This window comes from Cellvibrio sp. (assembly GCF_039207905.1).
Classification (GTDB): domain Bacteria; phylum Pseudomonadota; class Gammaproteobacteria; order Pseudomonadales; family Cellvibrionaceae; genus Cellvibrio.
Window position 1 is genome coordinate 176,305 of the sequence record NZ_JBCECX010000003.1, and the last position, 18,203, is coordinate 194,507.

Below are 18,203 nucleotides of genomic sequence, written 5' to 3' on the forward strand. Positions count from 1 at the left end.
CTCATGAATAAATAATCGAGCCCCGGTTCAGCGAGGCTCGCAATCACCCATTATAACTTCTTCGAGGTGCATTTGCCCCATTCGCAGGTGAGGACTTCAGTTGCCTTTTCCCCGCAGAAGTTTGCATAAGCCTCATTTGGCCATTGGTTGGTAATGCTTAAGGTGTAGGCAGCTGGGCAGCTCTTTTCGTGCACTTTGGCAATGCTGTAGTAGGTTGCGCCTGGTGTGGTACCTATGAGTCCTGCGGCAAGTTGGGGGGCTTCAGCTGCTTTGATGTCTAGTGGCAGGTACATCAGCAACTCGCTTGCGTAGGGAGTGATTGAGGCGATGTTTGCCAGGGGTAAATTGCTACCGCTGATTTGTGCAATTCTAAATTTGCAGGTCTTTTGTTTATTGGCCGGGCTGCGCTGCGCCAGTGCGAGCTCGTTAATGGCACGCGTGCGCGCTTCACGAGCGAGGCGAATGGCCGCTGGCGCTAATGTTTTACCATCGTAGTTAAACGTATGGTTGGCGTGTTGCTGGCTGTAATAACTATCGGCAGCGGCGATGAGCTTTGAGTTTTCATTGAGCCAATCTTGCTGAATGTCGATAACATCAAGCTCTATGTCTCCACCCAACTCTGCGCAAGTTGAAAATAATGCTGAGTGATAAACCGCTTCATTCAATACTTGCGTGGCAGCGATTTCCAAACTGTTTCCGCTCGGGGCTGTGGGTTGGGTTCCGCAGCCGCTAATAAAAAGTGCGCTACATGCCGCAATGTACAAATATTTTTGGTTGATCATTATTTTTCCTCGGTAACGATGATTTTATTTATAGATTCTGGTTACTGCAGTGGCAACTGGATAATAAAGTTGCTGCCTTTACCTGGTGCAGTTTTAACATCAATCGTTCCTTGGTGGCGCTCGGTGATAATGAAATACGAGACTGACAATCCCAAGCCTGTCCCCGAACCCAATTCCTTGGTGGTAAAAAACGGTTCAAAGATATGCTGGCGAACAGTATCGGTCATCCCGGGGCCATTGTCCTGAACCTCGATCACAAGATGATGTTCTTGTGCATAGGTTCTAATCCAGATTGTAGGTGATTCGATGTTATTGTCTGCGAGTGCTTGTTTTGCATTGCGCAACAGGTTGAGCAGAACTTGTTGAAGCTCAGGGGCTGATGCATGCAATGGAGGTAATGTTTCAGCGAATTCGGTATTTATCTGCAATGAATGATCGCTTGCCGCTTTGGGATAGCTACTGCGATTCAGCGCAATTGTTTGTTCAATTAAGTGTTTGATATCGACCAAACTGGTTTTGCGTTGTGAATTATGGGAAAACTCCAGCATGTTGCGCACTATGGTTGCTGAGCGTTCACCGGCTTCGCGGATCGAATCGAGCATTTGTGGAATTTCACGCGCTTGCAAGTAATTATTGACCTGCGGAAAATCAATATTCAGTTCTTGTGCGCGAGTGTGGTTAATCGGAAAATTAATATCGGTACGGCGCGTAATATTTTGCACGTTTTGCAAAATCACACTTAATGGATTGTTAATTTCATGGGCGATTCCGGCTGCAACCTCTCCGAGTGAATACATTTTTTCATTTTGAATCATTAAATTTTCGATTGTTATTTTTAGGGTAACGTCATCGACCCGAATAACGGCACCTTGTTGGGTGCTGGAGATTAATGGGTAGATAGTAATTTCAAAATAGCGTTTCTGTTCTTCTTCATATTGCGTGTGCTGTATCGCATGTGGTTCGCCATTGCGAATGGAATTTTTGATCGCATTGATAGTGACAGGAAATAGTGGCAATAAATCGATAATTTTTCGACCGAGTGCTTCATTGGAAAAAATTTCAAAAGTATTTTCAGCTGAGGCATTCCAGTGAGTGACTTCACCAGCAGACGTCACACCAATAATAATCGAGGGCATTGAGTTGATCATGCTTTGCAAGTAAAGCTTGGTCTCGCGTAGCTGCCGTCCGGTTTGTTCGTGCCGTGCGACTTCATCAATTAATAAATTATTGGTGGTATACAAACTTTCGGTGCGTTCACGAATTTTTTCTTCTAGTGCTTTTTGCGATTCTTTCAAGGCTTTGCGTGCGCGTTTATTGCTCAGGCGACTGCGTTGCAGACCGATGATCAACAGGGTCTGCAAGACCAGTAACAGTATTACTATCATGCCCATCCAAGGGGCGGAGTCAGTCTGCGATAGGCCGGTAATGATAGGTTGTGCGCTCATAAGCATCATTAGTCTTGATTGTTTTGTGGCTAATCTACTCTTTGCTCTTGAATATATCGACCCGAATTCAATGGCGATAAGTGTTTGGGTTGTTTTCTGGACGAATGCGCCGCATTTTTATCCATCCTTGATGGCCTTTTAAGCAATTTAGAAAAAGTTTAAATCTTTCGCTAAAAAGTGTTTGACACTCATGTCAGATTCGATAGAATGCGCACCTCTCAACGAGGGGCGGTTAGCTCAGTTGGTAGAGCAATGCCCTTACAAGGCATGGGTCACAAGTTCGAGTCTTGTACCGCCCACCACATTTTGCGCTCTCATGAACAAGGGCAAAAAGCAAAACGAAGGTGTTGAGAAAAGCATGCGGACCGGTAGTTCAGTCGGTTAGAATGCCGGCCTGTCACGCCGGAGGTCGCGGGTTCGAGTCCCGTCCGGTCCGCCACTATTTAAAAACCCGCACTTGTTGCGGGTTTTTTATTGCCTGTTATTCCCCTTCCTATTTTATCCCGCGCCAGTGCCCGCCAGGCGTTGGGTATTAGCTAATAAAAAATTGTTATACATAATATTGTCATCTTCTGTTGGTAATTTGGTTTTCGAGGAGTAAAGTCCCTGAACGGCCACATCATTTGGCTGTCTCTGATAGGGCAGAATGCCTCATCTCTATTTCCATAAAGGAGTAACAAGCTAATGCAAGACTATATCGAAGACCTGTTGGATGTTCTGTACGACGATGCCGACGATGAAATCACTGAGGATTACTCAGATATTTAACCCGGGCTGCTGCAGCAATTTGCTGCAAGGCTCGTGGTAGCAATTCCCTCCTTATGTTTTTCCCCATTTTTCATAACCCTTTTCCTCTTTCTTGTCGGTCTCTATAACTGGTTGTTTTTGACGACTGGTTTGATGCGGTCATTTTTCGTCGAGTAGGCCGCAAATCTGCGCAAAAGTCCCGGTTGCCGGTAGTTGTTCACGTTTTCACGGTAGTTGCTTTCTTATACTGAAAGTAATCTTCCGCATAGTTTGAGGCGACTACCTATGCCAAATGCCCCCGCAGAGCAACTCGAAGCGGTCTTTCTATTTCAGGAAGAACAGATTTCCCGCGAGCTACTCTATCCCGAATTTGAAGCCATCCTGGATGGTTTTATTCCTGTTCCCGATTTCGCTAATGGTTCGGCTAAGGCCGCTTATGTTCAGGTGGATCATTCCCTGTGTGTAACTGGAGTGGTCTTTTTCCTATTGGGGTTTGATGCCAAAGGCATGGTTGATCGCCGTTGGAATGTGCCATTGCGTCAACTAATTGAGTCAGCTGGCACTGGGCCAGATATGGGGGCGGGCGCTATTCGGTTGGCTTGCTATTCCCAGTGTCCTGTTGCCTGGCATCAGAAAAGTCTGTGGGATCCATTAATGCAGCGTGGCAAGAATAGTTTTGTCGCGTTGCGCAAGGTGGTTAAGGCAAATCGTCTGGGGCTAATTGTTAAGCCTCCTGCAGCGAAACCCCAAAAGCCGGCCGCTCCGGTTCAGGCTGTTCGGTCGATAGAGGACGCTGAGCGCGAACAGGCGGCAATCGAACAAAAGCTTCATGAGCATTACACTCAGGAGCTGCGCGACAAAATGGCGCTGCTAATTAAGGAGCAGCGTTTACGAATTGCGACGCTGATGAATCAGCATCAGGCCAAATTCCATGGCGTGCAACATGAGCATCAGCAGCGATTGTTGGCCTATCAACAAAAGCATCAGCAATATGAGAAGCAAAACAAGGAGCTGGCTGAGCGCAATCGCAATCTCAAAGACACCCTTGATGTGCAGGCCACCAAAATTGAAGGGATGCGTGAATATTTTGCGCACAAACTCAAGGCGCAACAGCAAGATGAATCCAGCCAGGTGCAGGTGTTGCAAGAAAATTTTGCCTTGGAAATGGATGCAAAAATCCGCGCTGCAACTGCGGAATTGCGTGAAATGCTCGATATGCGCGAGGTGGAATTGTTTTATCGCCACCAAAATGAAAGCGCGCTAAAAGAGGAGATTGTTAATCTCAAACGTGAGAACCAACTCTTGCTCAAAAATAGCGGCGATCAACTACTTGGGCGCCTGACCAAAGCTGGCGTTAACATGGTGGTATTCCTGCCGGGATTAGGCGAAGTCGCAATAGCGCTGGATGATATCGGCCGTTACCTGGAAGATCCGCAAGCATATGCGGCGGATAAAGCCGGCGTCAGCGAGGCGATTTATTTTGCGTGGATGGAGCATCACAAAACCTCGTGCTGCAGTGCAGTTGATGCACGGGGTCAAATATGTGGCAAAAGCATCCCAACCATCGAAACTCCGATAGAATTCCATCCAGGTGAGAGTGACCGCTGTGCGCAGCATCAGGCGGTAGCTTATCAATTGGTGGCAGAGCGACGTTAACCCTGCCTTATTTGTATGTGTTAAGGGCAGGCTGGCGTGTTGTTAATCGATTCTGCAGATGATTTATTGGGTGTCGCGCTCCGTGTACCGGTGCAGAGAGTTGAGCTGGACGTATTGGCGGGGGCAGGGATTGAATTGTTGGTGCGCCGCGATGATTTGATTGATCCGCAATTATCCGGTAACAAGTTTTACAAGTTGTTTTTCAATTTACAGGCTGCACGTGAACAGGGATTGAACTGCCTGCTAAGCTTTGGCGGCGCTTATTCGAATCATTTGCATGCGCTAGCTGCGGCAGGAAATCGTTACGGTTTTAAAACCTTGGGTGTGGTGCGCGGTGAGCGGCCAGCACAGTTAAGTGCAACACTCGCCGATGCTGAGGCGTGGGGAATGCAGTTGGTGTTTTTGAGCCGTACTGACTATCGCGATAAAAACAGCGCCGAATTAATTGCAGATTTACGGTTAGTGTATGGCGATTTTTACTTCATTCCCGAGGGCGGTGCTAATTTAGCGGGCGCGCAAGGTATGCAGGTGGCTGGCAGGGCGCTAGAGCAGCAGTTGAAAGGTGACTATACTGCAATATGCGCAGCCTGTGGCACAGGAACGAGTTTGGCTGGATTGGCGGCTGGAATTGATGTTGCAAAGCCGGCAATCGGGTTTTCGGTATTGAAGGGGGCGGGCGATTTAGGCGAAGTGATTGCCGCTAATTACCGCGAGCTTGGTGCCTCAAACGAGGCCGCAAATTGGCGTTTGATTTCCGGGTTTCATGCTGGTGGTTATGGCAAAAAGCATCCGGATTATTTATCGATATTCTGGCGGGATTTTGAGCGTCAAACGGGCATTGCGCTCGATCCTGTTTACACCGTGAAACTATTTTGGGGAATTGTTTCTCTTGCGCGACAAGGTTATTGGTCGCGTGGCTCCCGGATTGTTGCGATCCACTCCGGCGGCTTGCAAGGACGACGTGGTTTTGGCTCTCTATAAAATAATTATTGTAACGCGAGTGAGTGTCTTAAGTTGTCGCTTTCACTTTGAAGGATGTTGTTATGCAAGCTCAAAAAACTGCTACATCTCAAACTACTGCCAATGTGCCGCCCGTTGAATTCGATCTGAATTTAACTCGTACACTTGTGCCGCTAAAGGACATGAGTGAAAGTCATTTGCTGGCCTTACTAGATGATGCAGTGGTTGAAGTAGTTTGCGCAGGGCAGACTCTTTTTACTGCCGGTAGTTACGATGCTCAGCATGTTTATCTGCTGCACGGTGATGTCTCTCTCGTGATTGACGATGGTAGTCGCACTCGCATCAAAGGTCGCTCCTCACTATTTCCCATCGCCCACCAGCAGCCGCGCCAATATACTGCTATCGCTGAAACAGATTGTAGCGTGTTGCGTATTGAGAGTGAGCGCCTGGACAAAATGCTAACCTGGAGCCAAGTGGCTGATTATCTCCAGTTGATTATTTCGCGCGAGCGCGATCTTGATGAAGATGTGGATTGGATGATGGTTGTTTTAAAATCCAATTTGTTTTTTAAGGTTCCCCCATTGAACGTTGAGCAAATTTTTTCACGCCTCACCCCGCAAGTTGTGTATGCGGGCGATGTGATTATTCGTCAGGGTGAAATGGGAGATCAATGTTATTTTATTAAAGAAGGTGAGGCCGACGTGACTCGCCACAATGACAACAAACGCCAGCACCTTGCAGCCATTGGTGTTGGTCGCTGTTTCGGTGAAGATGCCTTGGTCAACGAAACTGTGCGTAACGCCACAGTTATGATGCGCACCGATGGTGTATTGATGCGCTTGGAAAAGCAGGATTTTTATCGTTTGCTGAAAGAGCCAAGTGTGGCAACGCTGGCATTAGGTGAGTTAGAAGAAAATATTGCTAAAGGTATTGTTGCGGTTGATGTGCGTAGTGAAGAGGAGTACAGCGAAACGCATCTGGCAAAAGCGGTGAATATTCCTTTGAATATTCTATCGATTAAATCGCGCTTACTGGCTAAAGATAAACTGTATATTTTTTATTGCGATACCGGTCGTCGCAGCCGAGCCGCAGCACATTTGTTGGCGCAGCACGGCTATCGCACCCTTGCGCTGGAAAATTGCCAGCAATTATTTACTCCGTCTGGTGTGCAGCAATATTTGTCCGACACTAATAATTATGTGTTGCGCGATGGTGTTGCCGTATTGGGGCAGGGTTAGTTTTCCGGCCAGTTGTCTGGTACCACAAAACAGCGCAAAAATTCCTGCCAGATAATTCTCTCACTGTTGATTAATTTTCTCTCTTCCATGGCCGCTAACAATAGCGGCCTTTTGTTTTCTCCAATTTGTTTTTGCAATTGTCCGACTAGATTATCCCCTTGAATCAATTCATCGCTGTCGCTGCTATGCGCGGGCGACAACCAGCGTTGTCGATCAAGAATGATCCATTTTGTTTCCGCATGATTGTTAATATAGTGCAAGAAGTCACTAAGAAACCACCAGTAACCACTGCCGTGATTTTTATTGCTGTGTTTCGGGTGGAAGCTTTCCGGAGCTGGCGAAAATAAATAGCCCTGCATGCACAAACCTGTCTTCCAGTTTGTATTTTCAGGATGAGCTTGTTGCAGTTGTGTTTTTGCTTCAGGAGATTGATGCAAAGGTAGTTGGTGCTGACTCAAGTGTTTGAGTTTTAGATCCAACCGGTCGTGGCTGGCAGGGCCAATCCAGCTTTCCCACTTGAGTGCATCTTGTGCATTTTCACTAATACATAAATAGAATTTTACTGCGGTTTCTATGTGCCAGTATTCATTCAGATGGCGACATAAAAAGTCAAACGCGCCGAGCGTGATGCCATTACGTTCAACTTGCAAATTATGATGTAGCAGCTTCCAGTCTGGTCGATGAGAAAAGAAAAAACGCCACAGGGTTTCGTAATAAATGCCGAGGCGCGTGCTTTTGGTTTGGGCAATTTGAGCGAGCAACTCATCCGGGTGTTGATCAAGTTCTTCGAGCCAACCCCATAAATCGTCATGAGCAAAATGCAAGATTGTCGCCTCGATATCTGGCAACTTATCTATTATCGGCGGACTGAAGCAGCACCAGGCGAGATCGCGTACGGCTTGGTGCTCAAGTTCATGTATTCGTGTTTTGAATGCTTCATATATCGAATTTGGCATAAATTTAAGCCTTGGTTGATCTGCAGGCTATAATAGCCTACATAAGCTGTTTACTAATTATTCATTTCTGCAACCGCTCACTCAGTGAAACTATATGACTCATTTTTCAACGATTGGCCTGATTGGTCACCTTAATAACGAGCGTGCGGTCTACTCCATCAAGCGATTAATTCGCTTTTTGCAGTCGCGTAATAAAGCTTTTGTGCTTGAAGCTGAAACTGCTGCTCTGATTACCGATGCATCAATGGTGTCGGCTGCACAGCAAATCATGGATATGGAAGCACTGGGGCAAGTATGTGATCTGGTCATTGTGGTTGGTGGCGATGGCAGTTTGCTGCGTGGCGCGCGCGCGTTAGCCAAATATGACGTGCCATTGCTCGGGGTTAACCGCGGCCGCCTCGGCTTTTTGACTGACATCACCCCGGAGAATATTGAGAACAAGGTCGATGAGGTGTTGTCGGGTAAATTCAAATCCGAACAGCGCTTTTTGCTGGATATGGAGGTCAAACGCCAGGGGCAAGTGATTGCTACAGCGGATGCGTTGAATGATGTGGTATTGCACCCGGGTCAATTTATTCACATGTTGCAGTTTGAAATTTCAGTCGATGGTGTATTTGTGACCAGTCAGCGCTCGGATGGTGTGATTGTGTCGACCCCGACGGGTTCTACCGCTTACTCGCTCAGCGGTGGCGGCCCAATCCTGCATCCTACGCTGGACGCAATTGTGCTGGTGCCAATGAACCCGCACACCCTGAGCAGTCGCCCGATTGTGGTGGCGGGTGATAGCGCAATTAGTATCGTAGTGGGTGAGCATAATCGCGCTGAACCAATGGTTACCTGTGATGGTCATTCCCATGTGGATGTGCAAACTGGCGACGAAATTTCAATTCGTAAAAAGCCTCACCGTCTGGAGCTTTTGCATCCGCTGGATTACAACTTTTATGAACGTTGCCGCTCCAAGTTAGGGTGGGGTGGTCATTTGCTGAAGGAGTAATATGATCGAGTCCTTGTCAGGCGTAGCCCGATTCAAGCCTCAGATGGGTGAGGCGAGCGGTTATGATTTGATCGGTGATGTACATGGTTGCGCCCAGACGTTGGAGCGTTTGCTTCAACTTCTTGGATATCAAAAGATTGGCGGTGTGTACCGCCATCGCAACCGACAAGCCATTTTTCTCGGCGATGTTGTTGACCGTGGCCCACGCATCCGCGAAGCCTTGCATCTGGTGCGCGATATGGTGGAAAAGGGCAGCGCACAGTTGGTGATGGGCAATCACGAATTCAATGCAATCACCTATTCAACTCCCACGGCGACAATGGGTGAATATTTGCGGCCTCATACGCCTGCTAATGTCCGCCAAGCGACCGAAACCCTTGAGCAGTTCGCCAATTATTCCCAGGAATGGCAGGCTTTTTTGCGCTGGTTTGTGGAGTTACCGCTATTTCTGGAAATCCAGCATCCGAACACCCAACAAATCTTCCGCGCAGTGCACGCCTGTTGGGATCAGCAATTAATCGATTTACACCGCGCGACCTATGGTGACGGTCATATCGATTGGCAGTTCATCAACCGCTCCGTCCAAAAAGGCAGTCTCGAAGCCAGAACCAAGCAGCGTTTGACGGGAGGAGTCGACATCCCCTTACCGGAAGGTGAGACAATGACTTCCTCTGATGGCTACGTGCGCCACGCGTTCCGCACCAAGTTTTGGGGGCACACCGCTCGTACCTACGGGCAGTTATTGTTCCAGCCAGATCCCATCCCCGAGCACATCGCCCGCGCCGAAATTTCGGACGAGCATCGCGCGCAAATGGTTCACTACGACAAATCCTTACCGCCATTGTTTATTGGGCATTACTGGCTCAAGGGGCAGCCACGGCCGCTTGCTCCCAATCTCGCCTGCCTGGATTACAGTGCGGTTAAATACGGGCGATTGGTGGCATATCGTATGGACGGTGAGGCACAATTGCAGTCAGATAAATTTGTATGGGTTTATGTCGATCCCTAGTGGCGATTGGGTTGATCCCCATGATTTGGGCCGCATATCTGCAATTACTTTCTTCTACTGGATACTCATCATTGAACTGGATTACCGTAAAACTTTTCCCTCTTGATCAGGATTTGAGCGCGCTTAGCAATTATTTACACCAACGCGGACTACAACATCGTATAACCGAAGAAAATGGCCAGCAATGTTTGGCGGTGCTTGATGAGGCGGTGATTCCCGCGCTGCAAGATTTCCTCAATCAATACGCCCAAGGTCAAGTTGAGTTGCAACCTGCAGTGGTTAGTCCGCAAGTGCTGCATGCAGGGCCAGGATTGTTTGAGCAGGCAAAAATGGCTCCTGTTGTTATCTCGCTTATTATTTTGAGTGGATTGGGCGCCTTGGCCGTCGGCCATCCAATCGCCAGCCATTTTTATTTTGCAGGTTTTGGTGATGCAAGTGTGGGTGGAGAAATCTGGCGATTGCTTACACCGGCATTTTTGCATTTTGGAATTTTCCATGTGTTGTTCAACAGTTTGTGGATGTGGGATTTAGGTCGTCGCCTGGAATTTTTGATGGGGCATTGGCACTTTCTGCTGTTTTTTGCAGTGACCGCTATAGCGGCAAATATCGCGCAATATTGGTGGGGTGGTAGTGTTAATTTTGGCGGTATGTCGGGTGTGGTTTACGCGCTGGTCGGTTTTATTGCTGTTCGCCAGCGTTTGGTTCCGCATCCGCTAGTAGCTGTGCCTTCAGCATTGATCGGTTTTATGCTGGTGTGGTTAGTGTTATGTATGACGGGAGTAGTGGATTATTTTATCTCCGGTTCAGTTGCCAATGCGGCGCATGTGGGTGGTTTGATTGCCGGTGTTGTGTACGCGCTACTCACTAAAAATTTATATCAGCGCTAATCATGTGCGCTTCAGCAGTTGAGTGAATGATTTATGGATTTACAACAATTACTTTCCAGTCTTACGCCGGAAATTTACCAAAATCTAAAACGTGCCGTTGAATTGGGAAAATGGCCTGATGGAAATCGATTGTCGGTTGAGCAGCGACAATTGTGTATGCAAGCGGTTATTGCTTATGAGCATAAAAATCTTCCGCCAGACCAGCACACCGGTTACATCCCGCCAGAACCACACACATATTGTGGCGACGACGATCATGAGCACGACCATGAACCGCACGATAAACCAATCAAGTGGGTTGAATAAATTTTAAGGATTTCATCATGACTGCCGTTGAACAATCACTGCCTGCCAAAGATCAACCCAAAACAATTTACCTGAAAGATTATCAGGTTCCTGGTTATCTTATTAAAACAACGGATTTACGTTTTGAAATTTATGATGGTGAAACCATTGTAAGTGCGATGTTGCATTTGTATCGAAATCCCACAGCGCAAACTCCTGCAACGCAGCTGATTTTGCAGGGTGCTGATCTGGAATTAATTTCGATTGCGCTCGATGGAAAACAGCTCAGCACTAGCGATTATGAATTTGGTGAAGAGAGTCTGACTATTTTTGATACGCCAGCGGAATTTAAATTGCTGACTATCACGCGCATTAAGCCCGAGGCAAATACCTCGCTCGAAGGTCTGTATCGCTCGCGGACTATGTATTGCACCCAGTGTGAGGCAGAGGGCTTCCGTAAGATCACTTACTATCTTGACCGACCTGATGTGATGAGTGAATTCACCACAACAGTGGTGGCTGATAAAAAATATCCGGTGCTCTTGTCCAATGGCAACCTGATTGATCAAGGCGATGCTGAAAACAATCCACAAAACAACCGCCATTACGCCACTTGGCACGATCCATTTAAAAAGCCGGCTTATCTTTTTGCACTAGTAGCTGGCGATCTCGCGCACATTGAAGATAGCTTTACTACTTGCTCTGGTCGCGATGTCACTCTGAAAATTTTCGTCGAGCCAAAAGATCTGGATAAATGCGATCATGCAATGGAATCGCTGAAAAATTCTATGCGCTGGGATGAGGAAGTCTACGGCCGTGAATACGATCTGAATATTTTTATGATTGTTGCCGTTGATGATTTCAATATGGGCGCAATGGAAAACAAAGGCCTGAATATCTTTAATACCTCCTGCGTACTGGCAAAACCGGAAACAACGACTGATGCCGGTTTCCAGCGAGTAGAAGGCGTTGTTGCACACGAATATTTCCATAATTGGAGCGGTAACCGTGTCACCTGCCGCGATTGGTTCCAATTAAGTTTGAAAGAAGGTTTTACTGTTTATCGCGATTCGGAATTTTCTGCTGATATGGGCTCGCGTACCGTAAAACGGGTTGAGGATGTCACGCTGTTGCGTACGCTGCAATTTGCAGAAGATGCTGGCCCCATGGCGCATCCAATTCGCCCTGAGTCCTACATCGAGATTTCCAATTTCTATACCATGACCGTGTATGAAAAAGGTGCGGAAATAATTCGTATGCTAGCGACCTTGCTTGGCAAAGACGATTTCCGTAAGGGCACCGATTTGTATTTTGAGCGTCATGACGGTCAAGCAGTGACGACGGAAGATTTTGTTGCGGCGCTCGCCGATGCATCCGGGCGCGATCTAACGCAATTTAAAAACTGGTATGCGCAAGCGGGTACTCCGCGTTTGCAGGTGACCGATTCTTACGATGAAGATGCGCAAGAATATTCGCTCACCATTAAACAATCCTGCCCACCAACGCCTGAATGCCAGCAGAAATTACCATTTCATATTCCTGTTGCACTTGGGCTTTTAGGCAGTGCAGGGGATTTGCCGCTCTATCTGAAAGATGCCGAACCAGACTTTGAAACCGGTGATAATACTCACACAGTATTGGAGTTAACTGCTGCAGAGCAAACCTTCGTCTTTCAACGGGTGCAGGAAAAACCGGTGCCGAGTTTGTTGCGTGGTTTTTCTGCTCCAGTGAAATTACAGTACAACTACAGTCGCGATGATTTGATTGTGTTAATGAGTCGTGATAGCGATGGTTTTAATCGTTGGGAGGCGAGTCAGCAGTTAGGTCTGCAGGCGATCTATCATGCAATGTCAGCTTATGCGCGTGGCGAAAGTCTGGCTGGTTTGCAACTTGATGCTGATCTGTTGTCTGCATACAGCAGTGTGCTGCAGGACGATAGTCTCGATCAGGCTATGGTCGCTTACATGCTCAGCCTGCCATCAGAAGCTTACCTGAGTGAATTAGCTGACGTGGTTGATGTTGAAGCAATTCACCACAGTCGTATGGCAGTGCGTAAAGCGCTTGCACGCGCACTGCGCGATCATTTTGTGCGTATTTATAATGCTTATGATCACCAGCAAGTGTATGCCGCAACTGCTGATGCAATTGCCAGTCGCAGCTTAAAGAACGTTGCACTTGGGTACTTAATGCTGTTGGGTGAAGACGATTTAATTCGTGCGTGCGAACAACAATATCGCGAGTCAAACAACATGACTGATGTGATGGCGGCGCTATCACAATTGGTAAATGCCGATGCTCCGCTAGCGCAGCAGTTGGCTGAAACCTCATTGGCTGATTTTTATCAGCGTTGGCAGCATGAATCATTAGTTGTTAACCAATGGCTCAGTGTGCAGGCAACCTGTTTGCTCCCTAACACTTTGGATAAAGTCAAAGGGCTGCAAAACCATGCTGCCTACGACGGAAAAAACCCCAACAAAATCCGTGCACTTATCGCCGGCTTTTGTGGCGGCAATGCGATTAATTTCCATGCTAATGCGGGGGCAGGTTATCAGTTTCTTGCGGATCAGATTATTTTGCTGAATACGCAAAACCCGCAAATTGCTTCACGGCTATTAACACCGCTAACCAAGTGGAAAAAATATAGCCCGGAACGTCAGGCATTAATGAAAAAAGAATTGGAAAGAATTATTGCTGAGCCAAATCTTTCCAAAGATGTATTTGAAGTGGTAAGTAAAAGCCTGGTGTAGAACAATCACTGGACTTGAAAAGGCGGATAAATTAGATTTGTCCGCCTTTTTTATTGGTCAAAAAACGAATTCCCGCCAGCATTTCCTTTTATCTCAATAACCCTGCTCACCAGATTTTGCTCGCTGAATAATCGAGCGATTGCGGCTGGCATGAATGTTGATTGATATACCTACAGTATTACCAATAAGTAAACGTTCGCGATAAGTTGCGCCCCTTTTTGTTGCATTGATGGCGATAATAATTTTGTTCGCACTAATTGTGTGCGCATTTTTGCCTGATTATTTTTGCAGGGTGCGGTTGGAGGTTGTGAGATGGTGCGTTTTTTGGGGCAAGCAGTAGGGGCCGTGAAATCATGGGTTTTACTAGTCGCAATTTTCTGTAATTTAATTTTGGTGGCGGGTGCGATTCTATTCGGTAGTAATAGCTACTGGTTGCTAATGCCGCTCGCGTTAGTAGTGGTTTTGATATTAGGCATTATTGGTGGTGTAACCAGGGATGTGCGTGGAATAAAGCAATATCTAATTTCGGTGAATAAAGATGAGTCAGTGGATTGGAATCATTTGGTCGCTGGTCCCCTGAATGGTTTGCACAATACTTTTATTGAGGTTTTTAAAGCGCGGCAGCGGCGTAATGCTGAATACAGTGATGCCGTAAAAGAAATGGGGCATTCATCGTTAGAGCTGGCGAAAAATGCGAAAGAAGTTTCAAAAAGTGCCGCCTACCAATCCAATGCCACTACATCCAGTGCGGCGGCGATTACTGAAATTAGCCACAGTATTGATGATATTAGTAGTCGCATAGCCTCTGCTCGCGATGCAGCAACGAAAGCGTGTGACTATAGTAAAACAGGAGGGGATGCATTAAAGAGCGCTAGCCGCGAAGTAACTGCAGTCGCAAATCTTGCGCGTGAGACTGAAGTTCGGGTTAGCCAGTTGGGAACACTGATGCAAAATGTTACCGCAATGTCGCAGGTGATTAGTGATATCGCGGGGCAAACCAACTTGCTTGCGTTGAATGCTGCTATTGAAGCTGCCCGTGCAGGAGAGCACGGCCGTGGTTTTGCGGTAGTCGCTGATGAGGTGCGGGCACTGGCAGTACGTAGCCAAGGCTCTGCAAGTGAGATATCCGCCAATGTTGCGCGTGTGCAGGAGAGTATGCAGCAAGTATTGGTAAGCATGACCAACGTGGTAGATAAAACAGATAAGTCATTGCAAGGTGTATTCAGTGCTGATGAATCTTTAAAAGCAATTCTAACAACAACTGATGATGTGTTTGAGTTGATTGATGAGATCTCAGTAGCTGCAGGACAACAAAGTGTTGCAGCGCGAGAAATTTCAAAACATATAGAAACGGTAGCGGACCTGGCGAATCAAAATAGTTTTCGCGCCGGTCAAGCTGCCGAAATTGCCGACCACTTGCATAGATTGACTCATCAATCGGAGTAACATTATGGAAACTCCTGTTTCACTAATGGTAATTTTATTGGTTTTTCCGGTGGGAGTTTTACTGTTTTTAATGGCTTCACTCAGCCGTAAAAAACGTTATGCCACCTTGCAATTCACGCAGGGAATTGAATATATAAAACTGCTGCGCAACTTGTTGACCTATGTGCAGCAGCATCGAGGATTGACGACTGGTTTTATTAATGGCAATCAGGGTGCAAAGGTTGATATTGAAGCATTGGCGATAAAAGTAAAACGCACTATAGATGATGTGGATGCGGCCGGAGATTGGATGCGTGAGAACGTTAAATGGTCGAGTCTGGTTGACCATTGGACTCGCTTGGGGGCTATTTATTTACAGGGTGATGCAGATAAAAACTTTAAGCAGCACAATTTTCTAATTGCTAACTTATTATATTTAATTGATGACGTTGCTGATGTGCATCATTTGTCAAAGATAACAGGCGATGCGATGGATACCGATTGGCGCTATTTATTGTCGATTGCAGAATACATTGGGCAGGCTCGGGCTTTGGGTACCGGGGTTGCCGCAAAGGGTGAGTGTTCCAGTGTGTTGCGGATTCAGCTCAATCATTTGCGCAATAAAATTGCGTCAAGTGTGGACTCTTCCTGGCCGGATAAATCGCGCGCAGAAATCCAACAACTGCTGCGCTGTATTGAAACGCAGCTCGTTGTTGATAGGCCCAGTATTCAAGCCGGTGATTATTTTAGTCTCGCAACCCGTTGTATTGAGCATGTGCTGGATCAGTTTGATCGGCAAATAGATCGGTTGCAGTATTACCGCAATTGAATTGATCCTGCTATTTACTTTTATAAAGCGGTTGTAGCCCCTCAGCACTAGCTGACTTGCGTTTGCTCATGCGCAAATTGGCTAATAATTGCAAAAGTACATCTTTGTCCGGTGCTGATGCATGGGTGCTGAAAATTGCTGCATCCAGTTTATTTAATTCTTCCGTAAGCGCAGGTTGTTGCGCATGATCGGCGACTGCTTGCAGGCTGTTTATAGTGGAATCTCTCCAGTAAGCCTGCGCCCACAAAATCAATGATTTACGCAATCCGGCAAGTTCCTGTTCTGATAAGGCGCGCTTGAAGTTGCTCCAGGTTTCGCTTTCATTGCTGCTAAATTCATTTCTTTCCTTGCTCTCGGAATCGCTTGCTTTACGCAGGTCGCGCTTGAGTTGTAAGAAGCGTACCGCAAAGAAAATCGCAATCAACAAACTTAAAATATTGGTGACATAAAGCCAAAGTGGCGTTTTTGCCTGAACAATCGTTTGTGTCGATTGGGCGGGGATTGAATCTGTGTTTTTAGCAATGTCAGTGGCTGCTTCAGTATGGTCTACCGGTGCGGCGGGAACTTGCGTCATATCACCAAGGCCAACAGTTACATTAACGGCGGGCAGGGTGGCTGTGCGCACACTATTGCTTTTGGTATCCCACCAATTGACTTTAACTTCAGGCAGGGTGAAATGTCCTGCCTTGGTGGGAACTATCGCAAGCGTTTCAACACGCGTGCCTTGCACACCATTTGCTGTTTTTTGGTCATCATTTTGTGCCTGGTCATTGTAGAACGTCAGGCCGTCAATGTTATCAAAGTGCAGTGGATTGATTTGCCCCGCTGTAAGTCCGTCGGCTTTAATAGTGATGCTGCGGGTAATAGGTTCTCCAATTTTCAGCGAGTCGAGACTGGTACTCCAATGGTCAGACAGGCTGACATTGTTTGCGGGCAACCAATCGCCAGATGCAACGTTTGCAGGAGCGGGAAGAATATTCAAGCGTTGTTCTTCTGTGCGCAGGCGTAAAATATTGTTTTGTCTGTTGCCGTAAAATCTATCCCAAATATCCCGCTGACCTGATGCAAGGGCGACTTGGTACAGCATGCTGGGAATAACCAATTCGCCGCTTTGCTGTGGGAACAATGCGTAGCGTGTTTCTACTACGGCACCGGGGCGTCCGTTAATTTTTGTCTGGTATTGTTTTTCATCCAGTTGTACTACTAAAGCATCTTTTACTTGCAGTGGTTGCAGGTCTATTCCGCTTAATCCCGTGGTGGTGTAGAGGCGCAGGGTTATAATGATTTGCTCTTGCACATAGCCAGTATCTTTGCTGGTTTCTATCTCTACCGTGACATCGCTATCGGTATTTTTAGGGGATTTACTTTTTCCTTCAATGGTCATTTCGATAGCATCGCTAACAGCACCGTCAATCGTAAATGACGGAATCAATGCTTTGCCAATACGCTTCGGGGCAAGCGCAATTTTCCATTCGGTCGAGGCTTCCATGCTGCCATTGATAATGCTCATTTGCGTTCCGCTTTGGGTATTTAAAATATCAAAGTCTTTGCGCAATAACTCATAGTCTGGCGTCGCGTTAACTTGTTCGTCGTAGCGAAGTGTGAGGATAAAAGTCTCTTCCAGCCCGAGCGTATCGCGATCCACACTGGCGGTGAGGTTTCCTGCGTATACATGCAAACCGGTGATCATTAGCAAAAAACCAACCAGTCGACTGAGTTGTTTCTGCAAATTTAATGGAGCCTGTTTCATCGTATTATTCCAATGCAATGTTGAGCGAAATATTAATCACTCTAAATTTGTATTTTACTACCAGCGATTTTCAGCCCCGTTTTTGGGCGGCTCCCAATCACCGTTCAATATGTCCCGATTACGCTTGTTGTATTCGTAGTGAAATTTGTTGCGTAGTAATCCGCCCGGATCATCAGGCACGCGGCGTAACCATTGTTCCATCGCCTGACGTTCTTCATCTGTCATGCCATCGTCTTTTGGTTCGCCTGCCTGCATTTGCTGCATCTTTTCTTCAGCAGCCTCTTGCTCTTCTTTTTCTCGCTGAGCGGCTTCAGCAGCTTTCTCTTCGTCGGATTTTTCCTGCTGCTTATCCTGATTTTCAGGCGATTGTTGTTGGTCTTGCTGATCTTGTTTTTGCTCGTCTTGCGAATCACTGTCCTGGTTGTCGGATTGTTGTTGATCCTGATTCTTCTGCTGATCTTGATCTTGCTTGTTATCCTGGTTTTGCTGATCC

14 protein-coding genes, 2 tRNA genes and 1 pseudogene are annotated in these 18,203 nt (G+C 46.9%); 12 read left to right on the forward strand and 5 right to left on the reverse strand.

Going from position 1 to position 18,203, the window contains the following annotated elements; all coding sequences use genetic code 11:
• Positions 1–50 precede the first annotated feature (50 nt).
• Together AAGC78_RS02815 and AAGC78_RS02820 are read right to left on the reverse strand one after the other, a co-directional pair.
• Positions 51–782 (reverse strand): hypothetical protein, encoded by a 732-nt coding sequence (locus tag AAGC78_RS02815; RefSeq protein WP_435782514.1) that lies wholly within the window; start codon positions 780–782, stop codon positions 51–53.
• A gap of 41 nt (positions 783–823) precedes the next feature.
• Positions 824–2,227: a two-component system sensor histidine kinase NtrB gene (locus AAGC78_RS02820; RefSeq protein WP_435782515.1), complete on the reverse strand. Its 1,404-nt coding sequence runs from the start codon at positions 2,225–2,227 to the stop codon at positions 824–826.
• A gap of 226 nt (positions 2,228–2,453) precedes the next feature.
• Here AAGC78_RS02820 and AAGC78_RS02825 point away from each other — a divergent pair.
• From AAGC78_RS02825 to AAGC78_RS02845, 5 genes are all read left to right on the forward strand, one after another.
• A tRNA-Val gene (locus tag AAGC78_RS02825) sits at positions 2,454–2,529 on the forward strand.
• A gap of 60 nt (positions 2,530–2,589) precedes the next feature.
• Positions 2,590–2,666 (forward strand) — tRNA-Asp (locus AAGC78_RS02830).
• Positions 2,667–3,259: 593 nt separating this feature from the next.
• Entirely contained in the window at positions 3,260–4,630 is a 1,371-nt protein-coding gene (locus tag AAGC78_RS02835; RefSeq protein ID WP_435782516.1) for a hypothetical protein, read from the forward strand.
• 36 nt (positions 4,631–4,666) lie between these two features.
• A complete protein-coding gene (locus AAGC78_RS02840; protein ID WP_435782517.1) occupies positions 4,667–5,611 on the forward strand; it encodes a 1-aminocyclopropane-1-carboxylate deaminase/D-cysteine desulfhydrase in 945 nt (314 codons plus the stop codon).
• A 62-nt stretch (positions 5,612–5,673) separates the two neighbouring features.
• Positions 5,674–6,828 carry a cyclic nucleotide-binding domain-containing protein gene (locus AAGC78_RS02845; RefSeq protein ID WP_435782518.1) on the forward strand — a complete coding sequence of 385 codons (1,155 nt, stop codon included), beginning with the start codon at positions 5,674–5,676 and terminating at the stop codon, positions 6,826–6,828.
• On the opposite strand, the gene AAGC78_RS02850 is transcribed toward AAGC78_RS02845, so the two are convergent.
• Positions 6,825–7,784, reverse strand: coding sequence for a DUF1853 family protein (locus tag AAGC78_RS02850; RefSeq protein ID WP_435782519.1), 960 nt, complete (start codon positions 7,782–7,784; stop codon positions 6,825–6,827). The two genes, AAGC78_RS02845 and AAGC78_RS02850, sit on opposite strands and share 4 nt — an antisense overlap.
• Before the next feature lie 94 nt (positions 7,785–7,878).
• Here AAGC78_RS02850 and AAGC78_RS02855 point away from each other — a divergent pair, with 94 nt between their 5' ends.
• The 7 genes from AAGC78_RS02855 to AAGC78_RS02885 all read left to right on the forward strand — a co-directional run bounded on the left by AAGC78_RS02855 (position 7,879) and on the right by AAGC78_RS02885 (position 15,960).
• Positions 7,879–8,778, forward strand: a complete 900-nt coding sequence (locus AAGC78_RS02855; RefSeq protein ID WP_435782520.1) for an NAD(+) kinase — start codon at positions 7,879–7,881, stop codon at positions 8,776–8,778.
• 1 nt (position 8,779) lies between these two features.
• Positions 8,780–9,787 carry a metallophosphoesterase gene (locus AAGC78_RS02860; RefSeq protein ID WP_435782521.1) on the forward strand — a complete coding sequence of 336 codons (1,008 nt, stop codon included), beginning with the start codon at positions 8,780–8,782 and terminating at the stop codon, positions 9,785–9,787.
• Between the two features lie 20 nt (positions 9,788–9,807).
• Entirely contained in the window at positions 9,808–10,674 is an 867-nt protein-coding gene (locus tag AAGC78_RS02865) for a rhomboid family intramembrane serine protease (protein WP_435782522.1), read from the forward strand.
• A 33-nt stretch (positions 10,675–10,707) separates the two neighbouring features.
• Positions 10,708–10,980 carry a YeaC family protein gene (locus AAGC78_RS02870; protein WP_435782523.1) on the forward strand — a complete coding sequence of 91 codons (273 nt, stop codon included), beginning with the start codon at positions 10,708–10,710 and terminating at the stop codon, positions 10,978–10,980.
• A 17-nt stretch (positions 10,981–10,997) separates the two neighbouring features.
• On the forward strand, positions 10,998–13,706 hold the full coding sequence (gene pepN / locus AAGC78_RS02875; protein WP_435782524.1) for an aminopeptidase N: 2,709 nt from the start codon (positions 10,998–11,000) through the stop codon (positions 13,704–13,706).
• A gap of 345 nt (positions 13,707–14,051) precedes the next feature.
• Positions 14,052–15,152: a methyl-accepting chemotaxis protein gene (locus AAGC78_RS02880; RefSeq protein ID WP_435782525.1), complete on the forward strand. Its 1,101-nt coding sequence runs from the start codon at positions 14,052–14,054 to the stop codon at positions 15,150–15,152.
• Positions 15,153–15,156: 4 nt separating this feature from the next.
• Positions 15,157–15,960, forward strand: a complete 804-nt coding sequence (locus AAGC78_RS02885; RefSeq protein ID WP_435782526.1) for a nitrate- and nitrite sensing domain-containing protein — start codon at positions 15,157–15,159, stop codon at positions 15,958–15,960.
• Between the two features lie 10 nt (positions 15,961–15,970).
• Here the strand turns inward: AAGC78_RS02885 and AAGC78_RS02890 are convergent, their stop codons facing one another.
• Together AAGC78_RS02890 and AAGC78_RS02895 are read right to left on the reverse strand one after the other, a co-directional pair.
• Complete coding sequence (locus AAGC78_RS02890) at positions 15,971–17,710, reverse strand: BatD family protein (RefSeq protein ID WP_435782527.1); 1,740 nt, start codon at positions 17,708–17,710, stop codon at positions 15,971–15,973.
• A gap of 57 nt (positions 17,711–17,767) precedes the next feature.
• A pseudogene (locus AAGC78_RS02895) lies at positions 17,768–18,203 on the reverse strand (hypothetical protein); the annotation flags it as partial.